This is a genomic window from Methylobacterium sp. ME121, assembly GCF_000974725.1.
Taxonomy (GTDB): domain Bacteria; phylum Pseudomonadota; class Alphaproteobacteria; order Rhizobiales; family Beijerinckiaceae; genus Methylobacterium; species Methylobacterium radiotolerans.
On sequence record NZ_BBUX01000032.1, the window covers coordinates 12,677 to 32,800 of the forward strand.

The 20,124-nt window shown below is 71.5% G+C and carries 19 protein-coding genes; 5 read left to right on the plus strand and 14 right to left on the minus strand.

From position 1 onward, the window contains the following. Positions 1–22 precede the first annotated feature (22 nt). Complete coding sequence (locus tag ME121_RS19135; protein ID WP_053622452.1) at positions 23–478, minus strand: (2Fe-2S)-binding protein; 456 nt, start codon at positions 476–478, stop codon at positions 23–25. A 284-nt stretch (positions 479–762) separates the two neighbouring features. Between ME121_RS19135 and ME121_RS19140 the strand changes: the two genes are divergently transcribed. Continuing rightward, complete coding sequence (locus ME121_RS19140; RefSeq protein ID WP_029361125.1) at positions 763–2,298, plus strand: sensor histidine kinase; 1,536 nt, start codon at positions 763–765, stop codon at positions 2,296–2,298. Between the two features lie 27 nt (positions 2,299–2,325). Here ME121_RS19140 and ME121_RS19145 read toward each other — a convergent pair whose 3' ends face one another. After that, positions 2,326–2,742, minus strand: a complete 417-nt coding sequence (locus tag ME121_RS19145) for an EVE domain-containing protein (protein WP_012318730.1) — start codon at positions 2,740–2,742, stop codon at positions 2,326–2,328. Positions 2,743–2,966: 224 nt separating this feature from the next. Here ME121_RS19145 and ME121_RS19150 point away from each other — a divergent pair, with 224 nt between their 5' ends. Next, complete coding sequence (locus ME121_RS19150) at positions 2,967–5,345, plus strand: bifunctional diguanylate cyclase/phosphodiesterase (protein ID WP_053622453.1); 2,379 nt, start codon at positions 2,967–2,969, stop codon at positions 5,343–5,345. A 25-nt stretch (positions 5,346–5,370) separates the two neighbouring features. Here ME121_RS19150 and ME121_RS19155 read toward each other — a convergent pair whose 3' ends face one another. The 5 genes from ME121_RS19155 to ME121_RS19175 form a co-directional block, all read right to left on the minus strand. Beyond that, positions 5,371–6,369: an NAD(P)H-dependent glycerol-3-phosphate dehydrogenase gene (locus tag ME121_RS19155; RefSeq protein ID WP_053622454.1), complete on the minus strand. Its 999-nt coding sequence runs from the start codon at positions 6,367–6,369 to the stop codon at positions 5,371–5,373. Further along, positions 6,366–7,223, minus strand: coding sequence for a GNAT family N-acetyltransferase (locus ME121_RS19160; protein WP_053622455.1), 858 nt, complete (start codon positions 7,221–7,223; stop codon positions 6,366–6,368). Before ME121_RS19160 ends, ME121_RS19155 begins: the two co-directional genes overlap by 4 nt. Continuing rightward, complete coding sequence (gene tsaD / locus ME121_RS19165) at positions 7,220–8,284, minus strand: tRNA (adenosine(37)-N6)-threonylcarbamoyltransferase complex transferase subunit TsaD (RefSeq protein WP_012318726.1); 1,065 nt, start codon at positions 8,282–8,284, stop codon at positions 7,220–7,222. Before tsaD ends, ME121_RS19160 begins: the two co-directional genes overlap by 4 nt. Before the next feature lie 99 nt (positions 8,285–8,383). Beyond that, a complete protein-coding gene (locus ME121_RS19170; RefSeq protein WP_012318725.1) occupies positions 8,384–8,593 on the minus strand; it encodes a TOBE domain-containing protein in 210 nt (69 codons plus the stop codon). A 72-nt stretch (positions 8,594–8,665) separates the two neighbouring features. Beyond that, the gene (locus tag ME121_RS19175; protein WP_012318724.1) at positions 8,666–9,004 is read right to left on the minus strand and encodes a DUF2293 domain-containing protein; all 339 of its coding nucleotides are present in this window, start codon (positions 9,002–9,004) and stop codon (positions 8,666–8,668) included. Positions 9,005–9,106: 102 nt separating this feature from the next. On the opposite strand from ME121_RS19175, the gene ME121_RS19180 reads away from it, so the two are divergent. Beyond that, complete coding sequence (locus ME121_RS19180; RefSeq protein WP_012318723.1) at positions 9,107–9,412, plus strand: hypothetical protein; 306 nt, start codon at positions 9,107–9,109, stop codon at positions 9,410–9,412. Between the two features lie 111 nt (positions 9,413–9,523). Here ME121_RS19180 and rpsD read toward each other — a convergent pair whose 3' ends face one another. Next, on the minus strand, positions 9,524–10,141 hold the full coding sequence (gene rpsD / locus ME121_RS19185) for a 30S ribosomal protein S4 (protein WP_010686187.1): 618 nt from the start codon (positions 10,139–10,141) through the stop codon (positions 9,524–9,526). A 193-nt stretch (positions 10,142–10,334) separates the two neighbouring features. On the opposite strand from rpsD, the gene ME121_RS19190 reads away from it, so the two are divergent. After that, on the plus strand, positions 10,335–10,817 hold the full coding sequence (locus tag ME121_RS19190) for a GNAT family N-acetyltransferase (RefSeq protein ID WP_012318722.1): 483 nt from the start codon (positions 10,335–10,337) through the stop codon (positions 10,815–10,817). Positions 10,818–10,829: 12 nt separating this feature from the next. Here ME121_RS19190 and ME121_RS19195 read toward each other — a convergent pair whose 3' ends face one another. After that, positions 10,830–12,464 (minus strand): alpha-D-glucose phosphate-specific phosphoglucomutase, encoded by a 1,635-nt coding sequence (locus tag ME121_RS19195; RefSeq protein WP_012318721.1) that lies wholly within the window; start codon positions 12,462–12,464, stop codon positions 10,830–10,832. A gap of 217 nt (positions 12,465–12,681) precedes the next feature. Between ME121_RS19195 and ME121_RS19200 the strand changes: the two genes are divergently transcribed. After that, positions 12,682–13,803 carry an alpha/beta hydrolase gene (locus tag ME121_RS19200; RefSeq protein WP_012318720.1) on the plus strand — a complete coding sequence of 374 codons (1,122 nt, stop codon included), beginning with the start codon at positions 12,682–12,684 and terminating at the stop codon, positions 13,801–13,803. A gap of 205 nt (positions 13,804–14,008) precedes the next feature. Here the strand turns inward: ME121_RS19200 and scpA are convergent, their stop codons facing one another. The 5 genes from scpA to cyoB all read right to left on the minus strand — a co-directional run bounded on the left by scpA (position 14,009) and on the right by cyoB (position 20,115). Next, positions 14,009–16,174, minus strand: coding sequence for a methylmalonyl-CoA mutase (scpA, locus tag ME121_RS19205; protein WP_053622456.1), 2,166 nt, complete (start codon positions 16,172–16,174; stop codon positions 14,009–14,011). Between the two features lie 102 nt (positions 16,175–16,276). Then, complete coding sequence (locus ME121_RS19210; RefSeq protein WP_491892851.1) at positions 16,277–17,062, minus strand: SURF1 family protein; 786 nt, start codon at positions 17,060–17,062, stop codon at positions 16,277–16,279. Positions 17,063–17,076: 14 nt separating this feature from the next. Further along, positions 17,077–17,481: a cytochrome o ubiquinol oxidase subunit IV gene (cyoD, locus tag ME121_RS19215; protein WP_043073575.1), complete on the minus strand. Its 405-nt coding sequence runs from the start codon at positions 17,479–17,481 to the stop codon at positions 17,077–17,079. After that, on the minus strand, positions 17,478–18,110 hold the full coding sequence (gene cyoC / locus ME121_RS19220; protein ID WP_012318716.1) for a cytochrome o ubiquinol oxidase subunit III: 633 nt from the start codon (positions 18,108–18,110) through the stop codon (positions 17,478–17,480). The genes cyoD and cyoC overlap by 4 nt, the downstream gene beginning before the upstream one ends. A 4-nt stretch (positions 18,111–18,114) precedes the next feature. Next, positions 18,115–20,115, minus strand: coding sequence for a cytochrome o ubiquinol oxidase subunit I (gene cyoB, locus ME121_RS19225; RefSeq protein ID WP_029359356.1), 2,001 nt, complete (start codon positions 20,113–20,115; stop codon positions 18,115–18,117). Positions 20,116–20,124 lie beyond the last annotated feature (9 nt).

A 20,124-nucleotide genomic window follows, 5' to 3' on the forward strand; every position in this document is an offset into this window, starting at 1 on the left:
GGAAGGTGGGCGCCGGGACGGATCAGGCGAGGCTGCGCGCGGCTTCGTGAATCGCCGCGCGGATGCGCTGATACGTGCCGCAGCGGCAGATGTTGCCGTCCATGGCGCCGTCGATGTCGGCGTCGGTCGGCTTGGCGTTGCCCGAGAGCAGGCCGATCGCCGACATGATCTGGCCGGACTGGCAGTAGCCGCACTGGACCACGTCGAGCTTGCGCCAGGCCGCCTGGACGGCCTCGGCCACCCGGCCCGACACGCCCTCGATGGTGGTGATCTGCGCGGTGCCGACATCGCCCAGGCGCGTCTGGCAGGCACGGACCGGCTGGCCGTCGAGGTGGACCGTGCAGGCGCCGCACTGCGCGATGCCGCAGCCGTACTTGGTGCCGGTGGCGTCGAGCCGGTCGCGCAGCACCCAGAGCAGGGGCATGTCGGGATCGGCGTCGATCGCGTGCGTGACGCCGTTGACGGTGAGATTCGGCATGGTCGGCGACCCTCTCTCGACGCGCGTGTCCGGGCGCCCCGGACCGCGGCGTGCGGCCGCGCTCGGGCAAGCGGGCCTGCACACCAGGATAGCGAGCGCGGGCCCGGACACGATGTGCGGCACCGCACGCCGATCCGGCGGCACGACAGTCTCGATACAGCCCGCGATGCTTAAGATTGCAGGGATGTCGGCAGCCGCTTCTTAACACATCCACCCCATCCTCACGGAGTGCTTCCCAGCCACCGCCGCCCGTCCGCGCATTCGAGCCGAGTTTCAAGAAGCGCATGTCCGATCTCACCGTCGAGATGGTCCAGCGCGGTCGCGGCCCCTCGACGGAGGAGGCGGCGCGCCGCCTCGGGGTTGCCCGCGAGATCCGCTCGGCCCGCGAGAAGCTGACCTCGCAGACCGGACTTGAGCGGGCCTTCGACTACGAGCTGCTGCGCCACTACGCCCAGTACCGGGCCGGGGCGGGCATCCCGCTGGCGGGGTTCGCGGCGGCGCTGGCCGCGGCGGCGACCTTCTGGATCGCGCCGCCGGTGGCGGCGGCCTGGGCGCTCGGCGTCTTCCTCATGATCACGCTCAACACGACGTTGAGCCGGCGCTTCCTCCGCGCCGACCCAGCGACGATCCCGCTCGCCCGCTGGCGGCGCCGCTTCCTGGTCGGCGAGGTGCTGCAGAGCCTGTCGTGGGCCGCGATGATCGGGCTCGGCACCACCGGCGGCTGGACCTTCGCGCTGTTCGGCCTCGTCATCGCCTCCGCGGTCACAACCATGCTGGCCGCGACGGTGCCGCTCGCCGCCGTCGCCGCCCTGGTGCCGCTGGCCCTCGCCACCGCCTCGCTCGCGGCCTTCTCCCGCGGGATGGACCTGCTGATGCTGGTGGTGATGGCCGGCGGCGCGCAGGTCTTCTTCCTCGGCCTGTCCCGCCGCCTCTACACCTCGACGGTGGGCGCCCTGCGCTCCCGCGCCGAGAAGGACGCGGTGTTCGGCGAGCTGGAGCAGGCCAAGGCCAACTCGGACGAGGCCCGCCGCCGGGCCGAGGAGGCCAACCTCGCCAAGTCGCGGTTCCTGGCCACGATGAGCCACGAGCTGCGCACGCCGCTCAACGCCATCCTGGGCTTCTCGGAGGTGATGAAGAACGAGGTGTTCGGCACCCACACGGCGCCGTCCTACCGCGAGTACTCGCACGACATCCACGACAGCGGGATGCACCTCTTGAACCTGATCAACGAGATCCTCGACCTGTCGCGGATCGAGGCGGGGCGCTACGAGCTCAACGAGGAGCCGGTGCAGCTCGCCCACGTGGTCGAGGAGTGCCGCCACATGATGGGCCTGCGGGCCAAGGCGAAGAACCAGACCTTCCACGACCTCGTCGACGGCTCGCTGCCGCGGCTCTGGGCCGACGAGCGGGCGCTGCGCCAGATCGTCCTGAACCTCCTGTCGAACGCCGTGAAGTTCACGCCCCCGGGCGGCGAGATCTGGCTGAAGGTCGGCTGGACCGCCTCCGGCGGGCAGTACGTGTCGGTGAAGGACAGCGGCCCGGGCATCCCCGAGGACGAGCTCGGCACGGTCCTGTCCTCGTTCGGGCGCGGCTCGCTCGCGATCAAGACCGCCGAGCAGGGCTCCGGCCTGGGGCTGCCGATCGTGAAGGGGCTGGTGGAGCTGCACGGCGGGCAGTTCCAGCTGTCCTCCAAGCCCCGCGAGGGCACCGAGGTGGTGGTGACCCTGCCGGCCGCCCGGGTCATGGACACGCTGCCGCCGGTCGAGGTCGAGCCGGACTTCGTGGGCCCCGTGCGCGGCCCCCTCAACCGCGCGGCCTGAGCCGGCCGTCGGGCGGCGCGCCGCGGCTCAGCCGAGACCGCCGAGCGCGCAGACCCGCGCCCACTCGGCCTCGGTTACCGGCTGCACCGACAGGCGGGAATTGTTGACCAGCACCATGTCGGCGAGCGCCGGGTCGGCCTTGATCGCCTCGAGCGTCACCGGGCTCGGCATCGCCCGCACGGCCTTGACGTCGACCATGCCGAAGCGGCCGGTCTCGTCCGTGTGGTCGGGATAGTAGGCGCGGATCACCGCCACGATGCCGACCACCGCCTTGCCCTCGTTCGAGTGGTAGAAGAAGCCCCGCTCGCCGACCTGCATGGCCATCAGCTGCTTCTTGGCGAGGTGGTTGCGCACGCCGTTCCAGTACGTGCCGGCCTCCCCGGCCGCGACCTGCTGATCCCACGACCAAGTCGCGGGCTCGGATTTGAACAGCCAGTACGCCATCGCTGAAGTCCCAGTGGACCGCCCGGTCGGGCGGCGCGCCCCGCCATAGCCCAGCTTCGGCCCTCCGGGACAGGCCGGCCCGGCCCCGGCCGCGCGCGGCACCGCCGGCCAAGCAGAACCCGCGTCAAACGCCGCAGATCTTCTATCGTATTTCTTGGGTAAATATTAAATTCTGCATGCCAATAGCCGTACAAATCATCAACTACCAATTCTCGGTTGCATAGATGCTCGCAGTCGTCGGTTGTTTCGTCGGGGAACACAACCTGTGGCTAGTGGCCCTCGCGGCCCTGGTCTGCACGCTGGCGAGCGCCACCGCGATCGAGCTGCTCATCCATGCCGGCGGGGCCGGCGGATTCAGCCGCTACGTCTGGCTCGCGGTGGCCGCCGCCGCCGGCGGATCGGGGATCTGGGCGACGCATTTCCTGGCGATGCTCGCCTTCGAGCCGGGGCTGCCCTCGGGCTACGGCGTCGGGCTGACGCTCCTCTCCTACGTGGACGCCGTCGCGATCACGGGGCTCGGCTTCGCCCTGGCCGCGTCCGGCCGGGCGATCCAGGCGGGTCTCGGCGGCGCCGTGGTCGGCGGCGGCATCGCGACGATGCACTACACCGGCATGGCCGCCTATCAGGTGGCGGGACACCTCGTCTGGAATCCCGCGCTGGTCGTCGTCTCGGTCGCCCTCGGCGCGGGTCTGGGCGCCGCCGCCCTGGTGGTCGGCCTGTCGGCCACCACGGTCCGGGGTCGGTACGGCGGCGTCGCGCTGCTGATCCTGGCGATCTGCGCCCACCACTTCACCGGCATGGGCGCGGTGACCCTCCATCCCGACCCCACCGTGGCGATCCCCACCGGCGCGATCCGGACCGGGTGGCTCGCCGCGGCCGTGGCGGTGGCGAGCTGCTTCATCCTGCTGCTCGCCGGCGCCGCCCTGATGGTCGACCTGCGGGAGCGCCGCCGCGCCGATCTCGAGCGCGAGCGCCTGCGCAGCCTCGCCAACGCGGCCGTGGAGGGCCTCGTCGTCTGCCGCGGCGGCGAGATCGTCAGCGCCAACGAGGCCTTCGCCCGGCTCGCGGGCCTGGAGGCGGCCCTCCTGACGGGCCGGAGCCTGACAGCCTACCTGCCGGACCTCGTGTCCGGGACCGGGACGGCCGACCAGCCCCTGGAAACCGAGCTCGTCCCGGCAGGGGGCGCCCCCATCCCGGTCGAGGTGATCATGCGCCCGGTCGCCGAGTACGGGCGGCTGCCGCACCACGCCGTGGCGGTGCGCGACCTGCGCGCCCGGCGCCGGGCCGAGAGCGAGATCCACTATCTCGCCCACCACGACGCGCTCACCGGCCTCGCCAACCGCACGAGCTTCCACGCGCGGCTCGAGCGCGAGATGCGCACCGCCGACGCCCTGGGCGGCCGGCTCGCGGTGCTGTGCCTCGACCTCGACCGTTTCAAGGAGGTCAACGACCTGTTCGGCCACGCGGCCGGCGACGCGATGCTGCGCGACCTCGCGCTCCGGGTCGGCGGCCTGCTCGATCCCCGGCAGCTGATGGCGCGCCTCGGCGGCGACGAGTTCGCGATCCTGACGCCGCAGGCGGACGGATCCGCCGAGCGGCTGGCCGAGCGGATCCTCGCCACCCTGGCGGCGGTGCCGGCCGCCTCCGGCCCGGTGATCGCCACCAGCATCGGCATCGCGGTCTATCCCGACGACGCCGCGGACCAGCGCGCGCTCCTGAGCCACGCCGACGCCGCCCTCTACCGGGCCAAGAACGAGGGGCGCGGCACCTGCCGGCGCTACGACGCCAGCATGGGCGCGCAGATCCGCGACCGGCGCCAGCTCGAGCACGACCTCCGCCACGCTGTGGCGAAGGGCGAGCTGGAACTCGTCTACCAGCCGCAGACCCAGATCGAGTCCGGCGCGATCACGGGCTTCGAGGCGCTGCTGCGCTGGCGCCATCCCGAACGGGGCAGCATCTCCCCGGCCGTGTTCGTGCCGATCGCCGAGGAGACCGGGGCGATCCTGGAGATCGGCGCCTGGGTGCTGCGGGAAGCCTGCCGGGCGGCGGCCGGCTGGCCGAACCCGCTGGCGATCGCCGTCAACGTCTCGGCGGTGCAGCTCCACAATCCGCTCTTCGTCCAGTTCGTCCACGGCACCCTGTACGAATCCGGCCTGAAGGCGGAGCGCCTGGAGATCGAGATCACCGAGACCGCGCTGATCCGGGACCCGGCCCGGGCGCTCCTCACCCTGCGCCAGCTCAAGGCGCTCGGCGTGCACATCGCCATGGACGATTTCGGCACCGGCTACTCGTCGCTGTCGAACCTGCGCTCCTTCCCGTTCGACCGGATCAAGATCGACGGCTCGTTCATCAAGGCGGTCCACAGCAACCCGCAGGGAGCCGCGATCGTGCGCTCCGTCCTGGGGCTGGGGCGCGGCCTCGGGCTCGCCGTGGTGGCGGAGGGCGTGGAGACCGCCGAGGAGCTGTCCTTCCTGGCCGACGAGCAGTGCCACCTCGCCCAGGGCTACCTGCTGGGCCGGCCGGCACCGATCGCGCGCTTCTCGACCCACACCCACGGCGACGCCCGCGGCGTCCCGCCGGGGCCGGCGGCCTCGGCGGCGTGAGGGGGCTGCGGACCGGGGCAGGCGCTCAGTCGGTCTCCCCGCGCAGCGGCCGGGCCAGCAGGCCGGCGATCACGTCGTCGACGCTGGCCGTGCCGGCCACGATGGCGGCGACGGCCGCCGCGACCGGCATCTCGATGCCCTTGGCGGCGGCCAGCCCGGCGAGCGCCGCGGCCGTGAACGCCCCCTCGGCGAGCTTGCCGCCCGCGGCCTCGGCCGGGCTCGCCCCGGCGCCGAGGCGCTGGCCGAAGGCGAAGTTGCGCGATTGCGGCGAGGAGGCGGTGAGCACGAGGTCGCCGAGGCCGGAGAGCCCCATCAGGGTCTCGGCACGGCCGCCGAAGGCGCGGGCGAAGCGCATCAGCTCGGCGAAGGCCCGGGCGATCAGCGCCGCCCGGGCGCTCTCGCCGAGCCCGCGCCCGGCCACGATCCCGCAGGCGATGGCGAGCACGTTCTTGCCGGCACCGCCGATCTCGACGCCGCGCACGTCGTCGGTGTGGTAGAGGCGGAAGCTCGGTCCCGACAGCAGAGCGCTCAGGGCGGCGGCGCGGCCGGCATCGGACGCCGCCAGGGTCACGGCCGTGGGCAGGCCGCGGGCGACGTCGATGGCGAAGCTCGGGCCGGACAGGACCGCCACGGGCGCCCCCGGCGGCAGGACCTGCTCGGCCACCGCGCTCATGAAGCTGTCGCTGCCGCGCTCGATCCCCTTGGCGCAGAGGATGACCGGCCCGGCCGTCGCCAGGGGCCCGCGCAGGGATTCCAGTACGCCGCGCACGGTCTGGGCAGGCACGACCAAGAGCGTCGCCCGCGCACCCGCGAGGTCCGCGGCCTCGCCCGTCGCCCGGATCGCCGGGTGGAGGGGCACGCCCGGCAGGTAGCGCGGATTCTCCCGCTGGGCCTGGAGGGCGGCAGCGGCCCCGGCGTCGCGCAGCCAGAGGGTGACGGGATGGCCGGCCCCGGCGGCGGCGTTGGCCAGCGCCGTGCCCCAGGCACCGCCGCCGACGACGTTGATCGGGGTCTCGGCGCTCATGCCGCTTCCTCCCTGTCCGCGCAGTCCAGCCGGTAGAGCACGTGGTCGCGCAGCGGCCCTTCCGGCACCGCCGGATGCGGGAATGTCCCGGCCAAGCGCATGCCGAGGCGCTCCATCACGGCGCGGGAGCGGCCGTTGCCGGCCGCCGTGAAGGCCACGACGTCCCGGATCCCGCAGCGCCCGGCGAGGTCGGCGCGGGCGAGCCGCGCGGCGCGCGTGGCGAGCCCCAGGCCCCAGGAATCCCGCGCGAGGCGCCAGGCCAGCTCGACCGTCGAACCGGGCCGGTCACCGCCCGGGAAGGGCAGGGGGCGCAGGATCCGCATCGCGCCGGCGAAGCCGACGAACCGGCCCGCGCGCTCCAGGGCCCAGGGGCCGAACCCGTCCGCCACGAAGCGGCGGTCGAGGAGGCCGGCCTCGGCCTCGCTCTCCGTCGCGGTCCGGGTCCGCGGAAAGTGGGCCATCACCGCCGGATCGGCGTTGAGCGCCGCGAACGGCGCCGCGTCCTCCGAGCGCCAGCGGCGCAGGATCAGGTCGCCGTCGCGGAGAGCCGCTGGGACCGGCGCGAGGGCGATCTTGCCGCGCCACGCGAGCGAGCGGCGGTTGAGGAGGGCGAGATCCGCGCGACCCGCGAGCACCGCCTCGCCGAGCGCGATCGCCAGCTCCAGCTGCGCGAGGGGCATGGTGGCGTGGGCGGGCGGGCGGACGTGGTCGCGCCACGCGCCGCCGCAGGCGTGGTCCAGGAGGATGCGGGCGAAGCAATGGTCGAGCCGCACCGGCCAGCCCGGCCGGGCGGCCCCGGGCAGGCGGCGCTCCACCAGGTCCCGCCAGTGGGCGCGCCGGTCCGCCGCGCTCATCCGGCCGGGACCGCCGCGCGGGCCGGGGCGGCCGCCAGCGGCCAGCGCGGCCGCGCCGGGGCGGTGAGGTCGTCCACCAGCCCGAGGCGCAGGCGCTCCAGCCCGGCCCAGGCGATCATCGCGCCGTTGTCGCCGCAGAGCGGCAGGGGCGGGGCGACGAAGCTCAGGCCCGCCTCGCCGGCCAGGGACGCCAGCGCCCGCCGGACGGCACCGTTGGCCGCCACGCCGCCGGCCGCCACCAGGGCGGTGGGCCGTCCGGCCACGTCCGAGAAGGCGCGCAGGGCGACCCGGGCGCGGTCCACCACCACGTCGACCACGGCGGCCTGGAAGCTCGCGCAGAGATCGGCGACGTCGCGCTCGGCCAGCGGGGCGATCCGCTCGGCCTCGATCCGCACGGCGGTCTTGAGGCCCGAGAGGGAGAAGTCGGCCTCGCGGCGGCCGAGCATCGGCCGGGGCAGGGCGAAGCGCTCGGGATCGCCGGCCTCGGCCGCGCGCTCGACCTCGGGGCCGCCGGGATAGCCGAGGCCCAGGAGCTTGGCGACCTTGTCGAAGGCCTCGCCGATGGCGTCGTCGACGGTGGAGCCGAGGCGCACGTAGTCGCCGACGCCGCGCACGGCCACGAGCTGGGTGTGGCCGCCCGAGACCAGGAGCAGCAGGTAGGGGAAGGCGATGCCGTCGGTGAGCCGCGCCGTGAGGGCGTGGGCCTCGAGGTGGTTGACGGCGAGCAGGGGCTTGCGGGTCACGAGCGCCAGGGTCTTGGCGGTGACGAGGCCGACCAGCACGCCGCCGATCAGCCCCGGCCCGGCCGCCACCGCGATGCCGTCGAGGTCCCGGAAGCCGGTCCCGGCCCGGTCGAGGGCGCGGGCGATCAGCCGGTCGAGCACCTCGACATGGGCGCGGGCGGCGATCTCCGGCACGACGCCGCCGTAGGCCGCGTGCTCGGCGATCTGACTGAGCACCTCGTTGGCGCGGATCTGAGCGACACCGTCCTCGTCGATCGACACCACGGCGGCGGCGGTCTCATCGCAGGTGGTCTCGATGCCGAGCACGGTCTTCTGCACGCGCGGAACTCCTTGTCCGGACTCATCCTATCCGGCGGCGGCGGCGGCGCGAAGGCGGCCGGCCCCCACCGGAGCCCGGAGCGTGGTAGATGGGCGTCGTCAGTCGACGGCGACCATGACGTCGGAGGCCTTGATCACCGCGTAGGCGGGACCGCCGGCGACGAGCTTGAGGGACTCGACGGCCTCGTTGGTGATCGAGGCGGTGACCACTTGGCCGGGGCTGATCTCGATCCTCACGTGGGAGGTGGTCGCCCCCTTGTCCACCGAGACGACCGTGCCCTTGAGAACGTTGCGCGCGCTGATCTTCATGGTCTGCTGCCAATCTCCATGAGCGGTCCCGGGCCGGTCTCCTACAGCATGGCGGAGCCCGGCGCGACCACCTCAGCGCGGATCGGCCTCGGGCTCGCCGGGCTCGTCCTCGGGGACCGGCGCGGCGCCCCAGGCGGCGAGCGCGGCGTTCAGGTCGTCGAGGACGAAGTGCCGGGCGCTGTCCCGGTCGTAGCCGTCGGCCAGGAGTTCGTCGTAATCGGTGAAGACGTGGCGCGCGTAGCTCACGAGGGCGAGGCGGGCCGCCGTCTCGGGGGCGGCGCGGCGCAGGCCGGGGCTCGCCAGCGCCCGGTCGAGGGCGGCCTCCGCCTCGAAATCCGGCAGGCGCGGGGCGAGGCGGGCCAGGGCCGCGGCGACGGCCTCCCGGCGGTTCAGGGGCGGACCGGCGCTCACCGGAGATCTGCCGTCGGCATGATTTTAAAGGTGTGATCGGATAGGATCGCCGCCAGATGAGGCGGGGCCGGCACAGGATCCTCCGCCGGGGAGATCAGGTCCATGGCAATTCTTCGTCCCGCGCTGCTTCTCGGCCTCCTGCTCGGGGCGACACCGGCGCTGGCCCAGAGCCCGGCTCCGGGCGCGGCTCCCGGACCGGCCGCCGCCCCGACCGGTCCCATCGTGGGCGGCCGCCGGGTGACCCCCATGAGCCAGACCAAGGCGCCGGGCAACGCCGCGGCCACCGGGCTGCCGCAGCCCGTGAGCCAGGCCGAGATGATCAAGGCTCAGAAGGCCGCCGAGGCCCGCTCGAAGGCCTGGGACAGCAAGATGCGCCACACGATGGGGTCGATCTGCCACGGCTGCTGAGACCCGACCCCCGCCCCGGCCGGCGGTGGCCGGCGGTCGGGCCGGGGCCCTCGAAACGCGAAGGGGCCGCCCGAACGGGCAGCCCCTCCACCGGTCGCCGGGGCGACAGGATCAGCGGGAGTAGAACTCGATGACGAGGTTCGGCTCCATCTGCACCGGGTAGGGCACCTCGGACAGGCTGGGGATGCGGGTGACGCGGGCGGTCATCTTGGCGTGGTCGGCCTCGATGTAGTCCGGCACGTCGCGCTCGGAGAGCTGGGTCGCCACGATGACGATCTCGAGCTGGCGGGACGATTCCTTGACCTCGATCAGGTCGCCGGCCTTCACCTGGTAGCTCGGGATGTTGACGCGGACGCCGTTCACCTTGACGTGCCCGTGGTTGACGAACTGGCGCGCGGCGAACGGGGTGGCGACGAACTTCGCCCGGTAGACCACGGCGTCGAGGCGGCGCTCGAGCAGGCCGACGAGGTTCTCGCCCGAGTCGCCGCGCAGGCGGATCGCCTCGGCGTAGTAGCGGCGGAACTGCTTCTCGGTGATGTTGCCGTAGTAGCCCTTGAGCTTCTGCTTGGCGCGCAGCTGCGTGCCGAAGTCGCTCATCTTGCCCTTGCGGCGCTGGCCGTGCTGGCCGGGGCCGTACTCGCGGCGGTTGACGGGGCTCTTCGGGCGGCCCCAGATGTTCTGGCCCATGCGGCGGTCGAGCTTGTGCTTCGCCTGAATCCGCTTCGACATATTTTCCGCGTCCTCTCGTGACGAGAATGAGGAACGCGCCCTCCTTTTCCCGGCCCTTCGCGGTCCGGGACGACAGGGCGGGAGGATCCCGCCCACGGGTGCGCGTGAAAACGCGACGGGGCCCCGTGCGGGGCCCCATCGACGGGCGGGTCTTTAGGGGACGGAGACGCCGCGGTCAACCGTGAGAGGTCAGATGAACGAGTCAGTCGCGCTCCGGCGCGGTGCGCAGGCGGACGCGGAGGCGGTCCGGGCGCTGGTGGAGGCGGCCTACACCAAGTGGATCCCGGTGATCGGCCGCCTGCCGATCCCCATGCAGGCGGACTACGCGCAGGCTTTGCGCGACCACCGCTTCGACCTGCTGCTGGCCGGCCCGGATCTCGCCGGCCTGATCGAGACGCGGGCCGAGGCCGATCACCTGCTGGTCGTCAACGTCGCGGTGCACCCGGCCTTCCAGGGCCGGGGCTTCGGCAGCCGGCTGATGGGACGGGCCGACGCGGTCGCGGCCGAGGCCGGGCTCGCGCGGCTGCGCCTCTACACCAACAAGAAGTACACGGCGAACCTGCGCCTCTACGGCGCGCTCGGCTACCGGGTGGAGCGGGAGGAGCTCTACGACGGACCGGGCCGGACCCGCGACGACGACGTCACCGTGCACATGGTGAAGGACCTCGCGGCGTGACGCCCCGCTCCCTCAGGTCACCACGCTCGGCTCGGCTCGGCCGGTGCGCGGCGCGATCTCGGCGATCGCGCGGGCCGCGGCCGCGACCGGGGCCAGCATTTCGGCAACGGCCAAGTCGAGCCGGTCCGGCGCGTTCTCGTAGCGCTCCAGGTAGACCCGCAGCGTCGCCCCGGCGGTGCCGGTGCCCGAGAGCCGGAACACCGCCCGCGCGTCCTCGGCGAAGCCGATCCGGATGCCCTGGCGCTCGGTGAGCGAGCCGTCCACCGGGTCGCGGTAGGCGAACTCGTCGGCCGTCGACACCGTGAGCTCGCCGATCCGCGTGCCCGGCAGCCCGGCGAGCTTCCCGCGGAGCGCGTCCATCAGGCCGTTGGCGGCGTCCGAATCCACCTCCTCGTAGTCGTGGCGGGCGTAGTAGTCCCGCCCGTAGGTGCGCCAATGCGCCCGCACCAGCGCGTCGGCGCGCTCGCCGGTGGCCGCCAGGATGTTGAGCCAGAGCAGCACCGCCCAGAGCCCGTCCTTCTCGCGCACGTGGTTCGAGCCGGTGCCGGCGCTCTCCTCGCCGCACAGGGTGATGAGGCCCGCGTCGAGGAGATTCCCGAAGAACTTCCAGCCGGTGGGGGTCTCGTAGGCCTCGATGCCGAGGGCGGCCGCGACCCGGTCGGCGGCGCGGCTCGTGGGCATCGACCGGGCGACGCCCGCGAGCCCGCCCGCGTAGCCCGGCGCCCGGTGGGCGTGGGCGGCGAGCAGCGCGAGGCTGTCGCTCGGCGTCACGAACAGGCCCGGCGCCACGATCATGTTGCGGTCGCCGTCGCCGTCCGAGGCGGCGCCGAAATCCGGCGCGTCCGGGCCCTGCATCAGGTCGAACAGGTCGTGGCAGTGGACCGGGTTCGGGTCCGGGTGGTGGCCGCCGAAATCCTCCTTCGGGACGGCGTTGACCACCGTGCCTGCGGGGGCGCCGAGCATCCCCTCCAGGATCGCCGTCGCGTAGGGGCCGGTCACCGCGCTCATGGCGTCGAAGCGCATGCGGAAGCCGGAGGCGAACAGGCGCGACACCGCGTCGAAGTCGATCAGCGTGCGCATCAGTTCGGCGTAGTCGGCCACCGGGTCGATCACCGTGACCGTCATGGCACCGAGGCGGGTGTCGCCGAGCGTGTCGAGGTCGAGGTCCGGAGCCTCGACGAGGCGATAGTCCGTGATCGCCCTGGCGCGCGCGAAGATCGCGTCTGTGACCGACTCGGGCGCCGGGCCGCCGTTGGCGGCGTTGAACTTGATGCCGAAATCGCCCTCCGGCCCGCCGGGATTGTGGCTCGCCGAGAGGACGATGCCGCCGAGCGCCTTGGCCTTCCGGATCACGCAGGAGGCGGCGGGCGTCGAGAGCAGGCCGCCGCGCCCGACCAGGACCCGGCCGAACCCGTTGCCGGCGGCGAGGCGCAGCGTCTTCTGCACCACTTCGCGGTTGAGGAACCGGCCGTCGCCGCCGAGAACCAGGGTGGCGCCGGCCTTGTCGGGGAGGGTGTCGAAGATCGCCTGGACGAAGTTCTCGACGTAGTTCGGCTGCCGGAACACGGGCACCTTCTTGCGCAGGCCGGAGGTGCCCGGCTTCTGGTCGGGGAAGGGCGTGGTCGCGACGGTCGTCGGGGTCGTCATAAGCGGGCGTCTCCCGGGCTCTCCCGCCTCAATGCCCGCGCGGAGGCGCGGCGTCACCAGCCCCGGCGACAGGGACGGGCTTTTTTCACGCTGTTTCGCCGGATCGGGCGACGGAATCCGCCGCCTGTCCGGCCGCCCGCGCCGCCGGGCGTTGCACCGGTCGACACCCGTGGGTTGAATGACCGGAGCCGCCAGACAAGGCGGGCCGGAGGAAACCATGGCGGACAGACGCGCGCAGACAGATCCGAACCGGGCGCCCCCGGGCAAGGATCCGCCCCGGGGCCTGGCCCGGCGCCATCTGGTCGGAGCCCTCGCCGTCGGTGCGGCGGTCGCGGCGACGCCGGCGCGGGCGGCCGCCCCGCCGGGCCGGCTGGCGACGGAGGAGTTCCGCCTGCCCTGGAGCGAGCCCGGCGTCGACATCTACGTGCGCAACAAGCGCCCGGCCGGCACCGACACGTTCCCGGGCGACCGGATCCTGCTCTACGTGCACGGCTCGACCTACCCGTCCTCCACGGCGTTCGATCTGCCCCTCGGCGGGATGTCGGCCATGGACTACCTCGCGGGCCTCGGCTTCGACGTCTACTGCGTGGACCTGCCCGGCTACGGCCTGTCCGGGCGCCCGGCCGCCATGGACGCGCCGCCGGACGACAACCCGCCGCTGATGCGCACGCCCGACGCCGCCAAGGTCGTGGGACAGGTCGTCGACTTCATCAAGAAGCGGCGCAGCGTCGAGAAGATCGACCTGATGGGCTGGTCCTGGGGGACCTCCACCATGGGGCTCTACACCAGCACCCACAACGACAGCGTCAACCGTCTCGTCCTCTACGCGCCGCAATGGCTCGCGCGCACGCCGGGCCTGATCGGCGGCGGCGGCAAGGTGGGTGCCTACCGCACCGTCAGCCGGGACAGCGCCCGGGCCCGCTGGCTGACCGGGGTGCCCGAGGACAAGAAGGCCGACCTGATCCCGGCGGGCTGGTTCGACCAGTGGGCCGACGCGACCTTCGCGACCGACGCGGCCGGCGCGAAGCGGTCGCCGCCGGTCCTGCGCGCACCGAACGGCACGGTCGCCGACAAGGACGCCTACTGGGCGGCCGGCAAGCCGCTCTACGACCCGGGCGAGATCCGCGTGCCGGTGCTGATCATCCACGCCGAGTGGGACGCCGACCTGCCGAGCTATCAGGCGCAGGAGTACTTCACCAAGCTCACCCACGCCCCCTACAAGCGCTTCGTCGAGCTGGGGGAGGGCACCCACACGGTGATGATGGAGAAGAACCGCATGCAGTTCCTCCACGCCGTCGGGGCGTTCCTCACGGAGGCGGACCCGCAGGCGCTGAACTGAGCGCCCCATCCCCGGGGCCGGCCGATCCCATGCCACCGCCTCATTCTGCGGTGCCCGCGCCAGGGAGCCTCCGAGGAGGGGTCAGGGATCGCGCGACTGGCCGGAGGCCTCCTTCGAGGCCTCCGCTGCGCTCCGGCATCTCCGGTTGAGGGCGGGGGCGGGAAGGATCGGGGCGGCCAAGCCCGGCCACCGCGGGAGGCTCGCCCTACTCCGCCGCCTGCCGGGCCGCGTAGCCCAGCCGCTCGTTCAGCGCGCGGATCAGCTTGGCGGCCGCCTCGGCGATCACCGTGCCGGGCGGGAAGATCGCCGCCGCGCCGGCCGCCGTCAGCGCCTCGTAGTCGCCCGGCGGGATGACGCCGCCGATGGCGATCATCACGTCGTCGCGGCCCTGCTCGGTGAGCGCCGCCTTCAGCTCCGGCACCAGGGTCAGGTGGCCGGCCGCCAGCGACGAGACGCCGACGATGTGGACGTCGTTCTCCACCGCTTGGCGGGCGGCCTCCGCCGGCGTGGCGAAGAGCGGCCCGATATCCACGTCGAAGCCGAGATCCGCGAAGGCCGAGGCGATCACCTTCTGGCCGCGGTCGTGCCCGTCCTGGCCCATCTTGGCGACCAGGATGCGCGGCCGGCGGCCGTCATTCTCCTCGAACGCCTCGACCAGCGCCCGGACTTCCTCGACCACAGGCGACATGCCCCCCACCTCGCGCTTGTAGACGCCGGAGATCGAGCGGATCTCGGCGCGGTGCCGGCCCCAGGCCTTCTCCAGGGCCTCGGAAATCTCGCCCACCGTCGCCTTGGCGCGGGCCGCGTCGACGGCGAGTTCCAGCAGGTTGCCGGCGCCGTCGGCGGCCTTCGTGAGCGCGTCGAGCCGGTCCGCGACCGTCGCCTCGTCGCGCTCGGCGCGCAGGCGCTTGAGCTTGTCGATCTGGAGCCGGCGGACGTTGCCGTTGTCGACCCGCAGCAGCTCGATCGCCATCTCGTCGTCGGCCCGGAACTTGTTCACGCCCACGATAGTCTGGCGGCCGGAATCGATCCGCGCCTGCGCCCGCGCGGCGGCCTCCTCGATGCGCAGCTTCGGGATGCCGGCCTCGATCGCCTTGGCCATGCCGCCGAGCCCGTCGACCTCGCGGATGTGCTCCCAGGCCCGGGCGACCATGTCGGCGGTGAGCTTCTCCACGTAGTAGGAGCCGCCCCAGGGATCGACGATCCGGGTGGTGCCGCTCTCCTGCTGGAGGAACAGCTGGGTGTTGCGGGCGATCCGGGCCGAGAAGTCGGTCGGCAGCGCCAGCGCCTCGTCGAGCGCGTTGGTGTGGAGCGACTGCGTGCCGCCCTGCGTCGCCGCCATCGCCTCGATGTTGGTGCGGGTGACGTTGTTGAACACGTCCTGGGCGGTGAGCGACCAGCCCGACGTCTGCGAGTGGGTGCGCAGCGCCAGCGACTTCTCCGACTTCGGATCGAAGCCCTTCACGAGCTTCGCCCAGATCAGGCGCGCGGCCCGCATCTTGGCGACCTCCATGAAGAAGTTGGTCGAGATCGCCCAGAAGAACGACAGGCGCGGGGCGAACTGGTCGATGGTCAGCCCCGCCGCCAGCCCCGCCTTGATGTACTCGACGCCGTCGGCGAGCGTGTAGGCGAGCTCCAGGTCGTTCGTGGCGCCCGCCTCCTGCATGTGGTAGCCGGAGATCGAGATCGAGTTGAACTTCGGCATATTCTTGGACGTATATGCGAAGATATCGGAGATGATCCGCATCGATCCCTTGGGGGGATAGATGTAGGTGTTGCGGACCATGAATTCTTTTAGAATGTCATTTTGAATGGTGCCCGCGAGCTTCTGCGGCGGCACGCCCTGCTCCTCGGCGGCGACGATGTAGAGGGCGAGGATCGGCAGCACGGCGCCGTTCATCGTCATCGACACGGTCATCTCGTTGAGGGGAATCCCCGAGAACAGCGTGCGCATGTCGTAGATCGAGTCGATCGCCACGCCCGCCATGCCGACATCGCCCGAGACGCGGGGATGGTCGGAATCGTAGCCGCGGTGCGTGGCGAGGTCGAAGGCCACCGACAGGCCCTTCTGTCCGGCCGCGAGGTTGCGGCGGTAGAAGGCGTTCGAATCCTCGGCCGTGGAGAAGCCGGCGTACTGCCGGATCGTCCAGGGCTGGGTGACGTACATGGTCGGGTAGGGGCCGCGCAGGAACGGCGCGAGACCCGGATAGGTGTCGAGGAACTCGATGCCCTCCCGGTCCTCCGGCCCGTAGCGGCCCTTCACCAGGATGCCCTCCGGCGTCATCCAGGGCTCGCCGAGCGCCGGGGCCGCGATCGCGAGTGATTCGCCGGCGAGCGGGATTTCGGCGAAGTTCGGGATGCGCGAGGTCATGGCGTTGACTCGTTGTGGCGTTTGTCACGCCATTATAGGGACCCGCTCGGAGCGGGCTACTCCCCTATCGGTCAAGCTTCCGCGGAGGCGCCTGAGCGCAGCTCAGCGCAGCTCGGAGTCCCGGTCGCCCGGGCCGCGCCGCAGGAGGTAGACCACGGCGCCGGCCAGCATCAGCGCCATCCCGTACCACGTGATCGCGTAGACGAGATGGTTGTTGGGGAAGGCGATCACCGTCAGCCCGCCCACCGGGAGGCCGCCGGGATTGGGCGTCGCGTCGGCGTCCACGAAGTAGGGCGCGACGTCGCCCAGGCCACGCGCGGCCGCGATGGCGGCGACGTCCCGGGAGTACCAGCGGTCATCCTTGGGATCGTTGGCGCGCAGGAACGCGCCCTTCGGTTCGGTCAGCCGCAGGAGGCCGGTCACCGTCGCCGCGCCCGCGAGCTGCCCGGCCGCCCGGGTCGCCGGATCGCGCCGGGCGCCGGGCACGAAGCCGCGATTGACCAGCACGAGGGTGCCGTCCGGACGCCGCAGGGGCGTCAGCACCCAGAAGCCGCCGCCGAGTTCCGTGACGGCCTGAACCAGGGTCTCGCGATCGTTCAGGAAGGTGCCGGAGAGCCGGACGTGCCGGTAGGCGTCGTCGGGGCCGACGCGCGGCCAGTCGGCGGGGCCGGGGGCCGGCACGGGCGGGGCGTGGACCCGAGCATCGACCCGGGCGATCAGGTCGAGCTTCCAGGCCCGCCGCTCCACCTGCCACGTGCCGAGGCCGAGCAGGACCAGGAAGACGATTCCCGCGCCGACGCCGAACACGGCGCGCCGCAGCAACAAGAGCGGGGCCGGGGAGGGGGCCGGTCCCGGATCAGCCCCCCCTCCCGGCCCCGCGGGCCTCATCTCCGGACGCGCGCTCAGCGGGCGTTGTTCATGACGTCGTGGGCATCCATCGGCATCATGTTGTGGTTGAGGTGGTACATCACCCACACCGAGCCGGCGAGCATGATCACCACCAGCGTGATGGTGAAGATCAGCGCCATGAAGGTCCAGCCGCCCTCCGACTTCGTGCTCATGTGCAGGAAGTAGATGACGTGCACGACCATCTGGACGCCGCCGAGCGCCAGGATGACCAGGGTGGTGACGAGGCTGTTGTCGAGGACGTTGCCCATCACCAGCCAGAACGGGATCACCGTCAGGATCACCGACAGGACGAAGCCCGTCATGTAGCTCTGGAAGGTACCGTGGCCGCCCTCGCTGTGGGCGTGGGCGTCGTGCGTGTCCTGACCGTGACCGGTGAGGTGGTGTGCGTCGGCGCTCATTCGAGCACTCCCATCAGGTAGACGACGGTGAAGACGCCGATCCAGATCAGGTCGAGGAAGTGCCAGAACATCGACAGGCACATCAGCCGGCGCTTGTTCTCGACGATCAGGCCGCGCTTGCCCACCTGCACCATCAGCACGACGAGCCACAGGATGCCCATCGAGACGTGCAGGCCGTGGGTCGACACCAGCGTGTAGAAGGAGGACAGGAACGCGCTGCGCCAGGGCGGCGCGCCCTCGTGGAACAGGTGGACGAACTCCCGGATCTCCAGCGCCACGAAGGCCGCGCCGAACAGGCCGGTCACCGCCAGCCAGATCTGCGTCTGCTTCACCCGGTCCCGGTCCATCTCCAGCATGGCGAAGCCGTAGGTGATGGACGAGAACAGCAGCATGGCGGTGTTCACCGCGATGCCCGGCAGGTCGAACAGCTCCTTCGGGGTGGGGCCGGCCGCGTAGCTGCGCCCGAGCACCCCGTAGGTCGCGAACAGGGTCGCGAAGATGAGGCAGTCGCTCATCAGGTAGAGCCAGAACCCGAGCATGGTCGAGCCCTCGGAATGATGGCCCTCCTCGTCGATCTGGTAGAAGACCGGCGCCGCGGCGCCGGGGGGTGCAGTCTCCGCGTGCATCATCGGATCACGCCATCTCCAGTTCGCGCGTCCGCTGACCTTCCGTCCGACTGACGACGTCGGCGGGAATGTAGTAGTCGCGATTGTAATTGAAGGTGTGGGCGATCGCCACGACGAAGATCGCCACGAAGCTGAGGATCGCCAGCCACCAGACGTACCAGACCATGGCCAGGCCGAAGATGAGGTTCAGGGCCGCCAGGATCGCGCCGGCCGCGGTGTTCTTGGGCATGTGGATCGGCTTGTAGCCCTTGAGCGGACGGTCGAAGCCGCGGTTCTTCATGTCCCACCACGCGTCGGAATCGTGGACCACCGGCGTGAAGGCGAAGTTGTAGTCCGGCGGCGGCGAGGAGGTGGACCATTCCAGCGTCCGGCCGCCCCACGGGTCGCCGCTCAGGTCGCGCAGCTTGTCGCGGTTGCGGATCGAGACCACGAACATGACGATCTGCGAGGCGATGCCGCAGGCGATGAGCGCCGCGCCGATGGCGGCGATCACGAACCAGATCTGCAGCGACGGGTCGTCGAAGTGCTGCATGCGCCGGGTCACGCCCATCAGGCCGAGCACGTAGAGCGGCATGAAGGCGACGTAGAACCCGGTCACCCAGAACCCGAGGGCCATCTTCCCCCAGAACTCGTCGAGCTTGAAGCCGAAGGCCTTGGGGAACCAGAAGGTCACGCCGGCGAACATGCCGAACAGCACGCCGCCGATGATCACGTTGTGGAAGTGCGCGATCAGGAACAGCGAGTTGTGCAGGACGAAGTCGGCCGGGGGCACCGCCAGGAGGACGCCGGTCATGCCGCCGATCACGAAGGTGACGATGAACGCCACCACCCACAGCATCGGCACCTCGAACCGGATCCGGCCGCGGTACATCGTGAACATCCAGTTGAAGATCTTCGCGCCCGTCGGGATCGAGATGATCATGGTCGTGATCCCGAAGAACGAGTTCACGTCCGCGCCCGAGCCCATCGTGAAGAAGTGGTGCAGCCACACGAGGTAGGCGAGGATGGTGATGACCACCAGCGCGTAGACCATCGAGGTGTAGCCGAACAGGCGCTTGCCGCAGAAGGTCGAGGTGATCTCCGAGAACACCCCGAAGGCGGGCAGGATCAGGATGTAGACCTCCGGGTGACCCCAGATCCAGATCAGGTTGAAGTACAGCATGGCGTTGCCGCCGAGGTCGTTCGTGAAGAAGTGCGTGCCGACGTAGCGGTCGAGCGACAGCATCGCGAGAACGGCCGTGAGGATCGGGAAGGCGGCCACGATCAGGATGTTGGTGCACAGCGCCGACCAGACGAAGATCGGCAGCTTCATCATGGTCATGCCGGGCGCCCGCATCTTCACGATGGTGGCGACCAGGTTGATGCCCGAGAGCAGCGTCCCGATACCGGCGATCTGCAGCGCCCAGATGTAGTAGTCGACGCCGACGCCGGGGCTCATCGCCGCCCCGGAGAGGGGCGGGTAGGCGAGCCAGGTGGCGCGGGAGAACTCGCCGACGAACAGCGAGACCATCACCAGCAGGCCGCCGGCGACCGTCATCCAGAAACTGAAGTTGTTCAGGAACGGGAAGGCGACGTCGCGGGCGCCGATCTGCAGCGGCACGGCGAAGTTCATGAGCCCCGTGACGAACGGCATCGCCACGAAGAAGATCATGATCATGCCGTGGGCGGTGAAGATCTGGTCGTAGTGGTGCGGCGGCAGGAAGCCCTGCTGATCGCCGAAGGCGACCGCCTGCTGGGAGCGCATCAGGATCGCGTCGGCGAAGCCGCGCAGCAGCATGATGCCCGCGAAGATGCAGTACATGATGCCGATCTTCTTGTGGTCGATCGACGTGATCCAGTCACGCCACATCGGCCCCCAGAAGCGGTAGTAGGTGATGACGCCCAGCACGGTGAGGCCGACGACGGCCACGCCGGCGAACGTCGCCTGCAGGATCGGCTCGTGATAGGGGATCTGCTCGATCGTAAATCGCCCGACGAGCAGCTGCTGTAGGTCCAGGTTTGCGAACATGGGATCGGC

What these genes read in the sequence shown, in the direction of transcription:
- ME121_RS19160 (WP_053622455.1), bottom strand. Translation starts at nt 7,223, where the DNA reads ATGAGCGCGGCGGACCGGCGCGCCCACTGGCGGGACCTGGTGGAGCGC.
- rpsD (WP_010686187.1), bottom strand. Translation starts at nt 10,141, where the DNA reads ATGTCGAAGCGGATTCAGGCGAAGCACAAGCTCGACCGCCGCATGGGC.
- ME121_RS19135 (WP_053622452.1), bottom strand. Translation starts at nt 478, where the DNA reads ATGCCGAATCTCACCGTCAACGGCGTCACGCACGCGATCGACGCCGAT.
- cyoB (WP_029359356.1), bottom strand. Translation starts at nt 20,115, where the DNA reads ATGTTCGCAAACCTGGACCTACAGCAGCTGCTCGTCGGGCGATTTACG.
- cyoD (WP_043073575.1), bottom strand. Translation starts at nt 17,481, where the DNA reads ATGAGCGCCGACGCACACCACCTCACCGGTCACGGTCAGGACACGCAC.
- ME121_RS19150 (WP_053622453.1), top strand. Translation starts at nt 2,967, where the DNA reads ATGCTCGCAGTCGTCGGTTGTTTCGTCGGGGAACACAACCTGTGGCTA.
- ME121_RS19195 (WP_012318721.1), bottom strand. Translation starts at nt 12,464, where the DNA reads ATGACGACCCCGACGACCGTCGCGACCACGCCCTTCCCCGACCAGAAG.
- scpA (WP_053622456.1), bottom strand. Translation starts at nt 16,174, where the DNA reads ATGACCTCGCGCATCCCGAACTTCGCCGAAATCCCGCTCGCCGGCGAA.
- ME121_RS19180 (WP_012318723.1), top strand. Translation starts at nt 9,107, where the DNA reads ATGGCAATTCTTCGTCCCGCGCTGCTTCTCGGCCTCCTGCTCGGGGCG.
- ME121_RS19190 (WP_012318722.1), top strand. Translation starts at nt 10,335, where the DNA reads ATGAACGAGTCAGTCGCGCTCCGGCGCGGTGCGCAGGCGGACGCGGAG.
- ME121_RS19210 (WP_491892851.1), bottom strand. Translation starts at nt 17,062, where the DNA reads ATGAGGCCCGCGGGGCCGGGAGGGGGGGCTGATCCGGGACCGGCCCCC.
- ME121_RS19155 (WP_053622454.1), bottom strand. Translation starts at nt 6,369, where the DNA reads ATGAGCGCCGAGACCCCGATCAACGTCGTCGGCGGCGGTGCCTGGGGC.
- ME121_RS19200 (WP_012318720.1), top strand. Translation starts at nt 12,682, where the DNA reads ATGGCGGACAGACGCGCGCAGACAGATCCGAACCGGGCGCCCCCGGGC.
- ME121_RS19170 (WP_012318725.1), bottom strand. Translation starts at nt 8,593, where the DNA reads ATGAAGATCAGCGCGCGCAACGTTCTCAAGGGCACGGTCGTCTCGGTG.
- ME121_RS19140 (WP_029361125.1), top strand. Translation starts at nt 763, where the DNA reads ATGTCCGATCTCACCGTCGAGATGGTCCAGCGCGGTCGCGGCCCCTCG.
- cyoC (WP_012318716.1), bottom strand. Translation starts at nt 18,110, where the DNA reads ATGATGCACGCGGAGACTGCACCCCCCGGCGCCGCGGCGCCGGTCTTC.
- ME121_RS19145 (WP_012318730.1), bottom strand. Translation starts at nt 2,742, where the DNA reads ATGGCGTACTGGCTGTTCAAATCCGAGCCCGCGACTTGGTCGTGGGAT.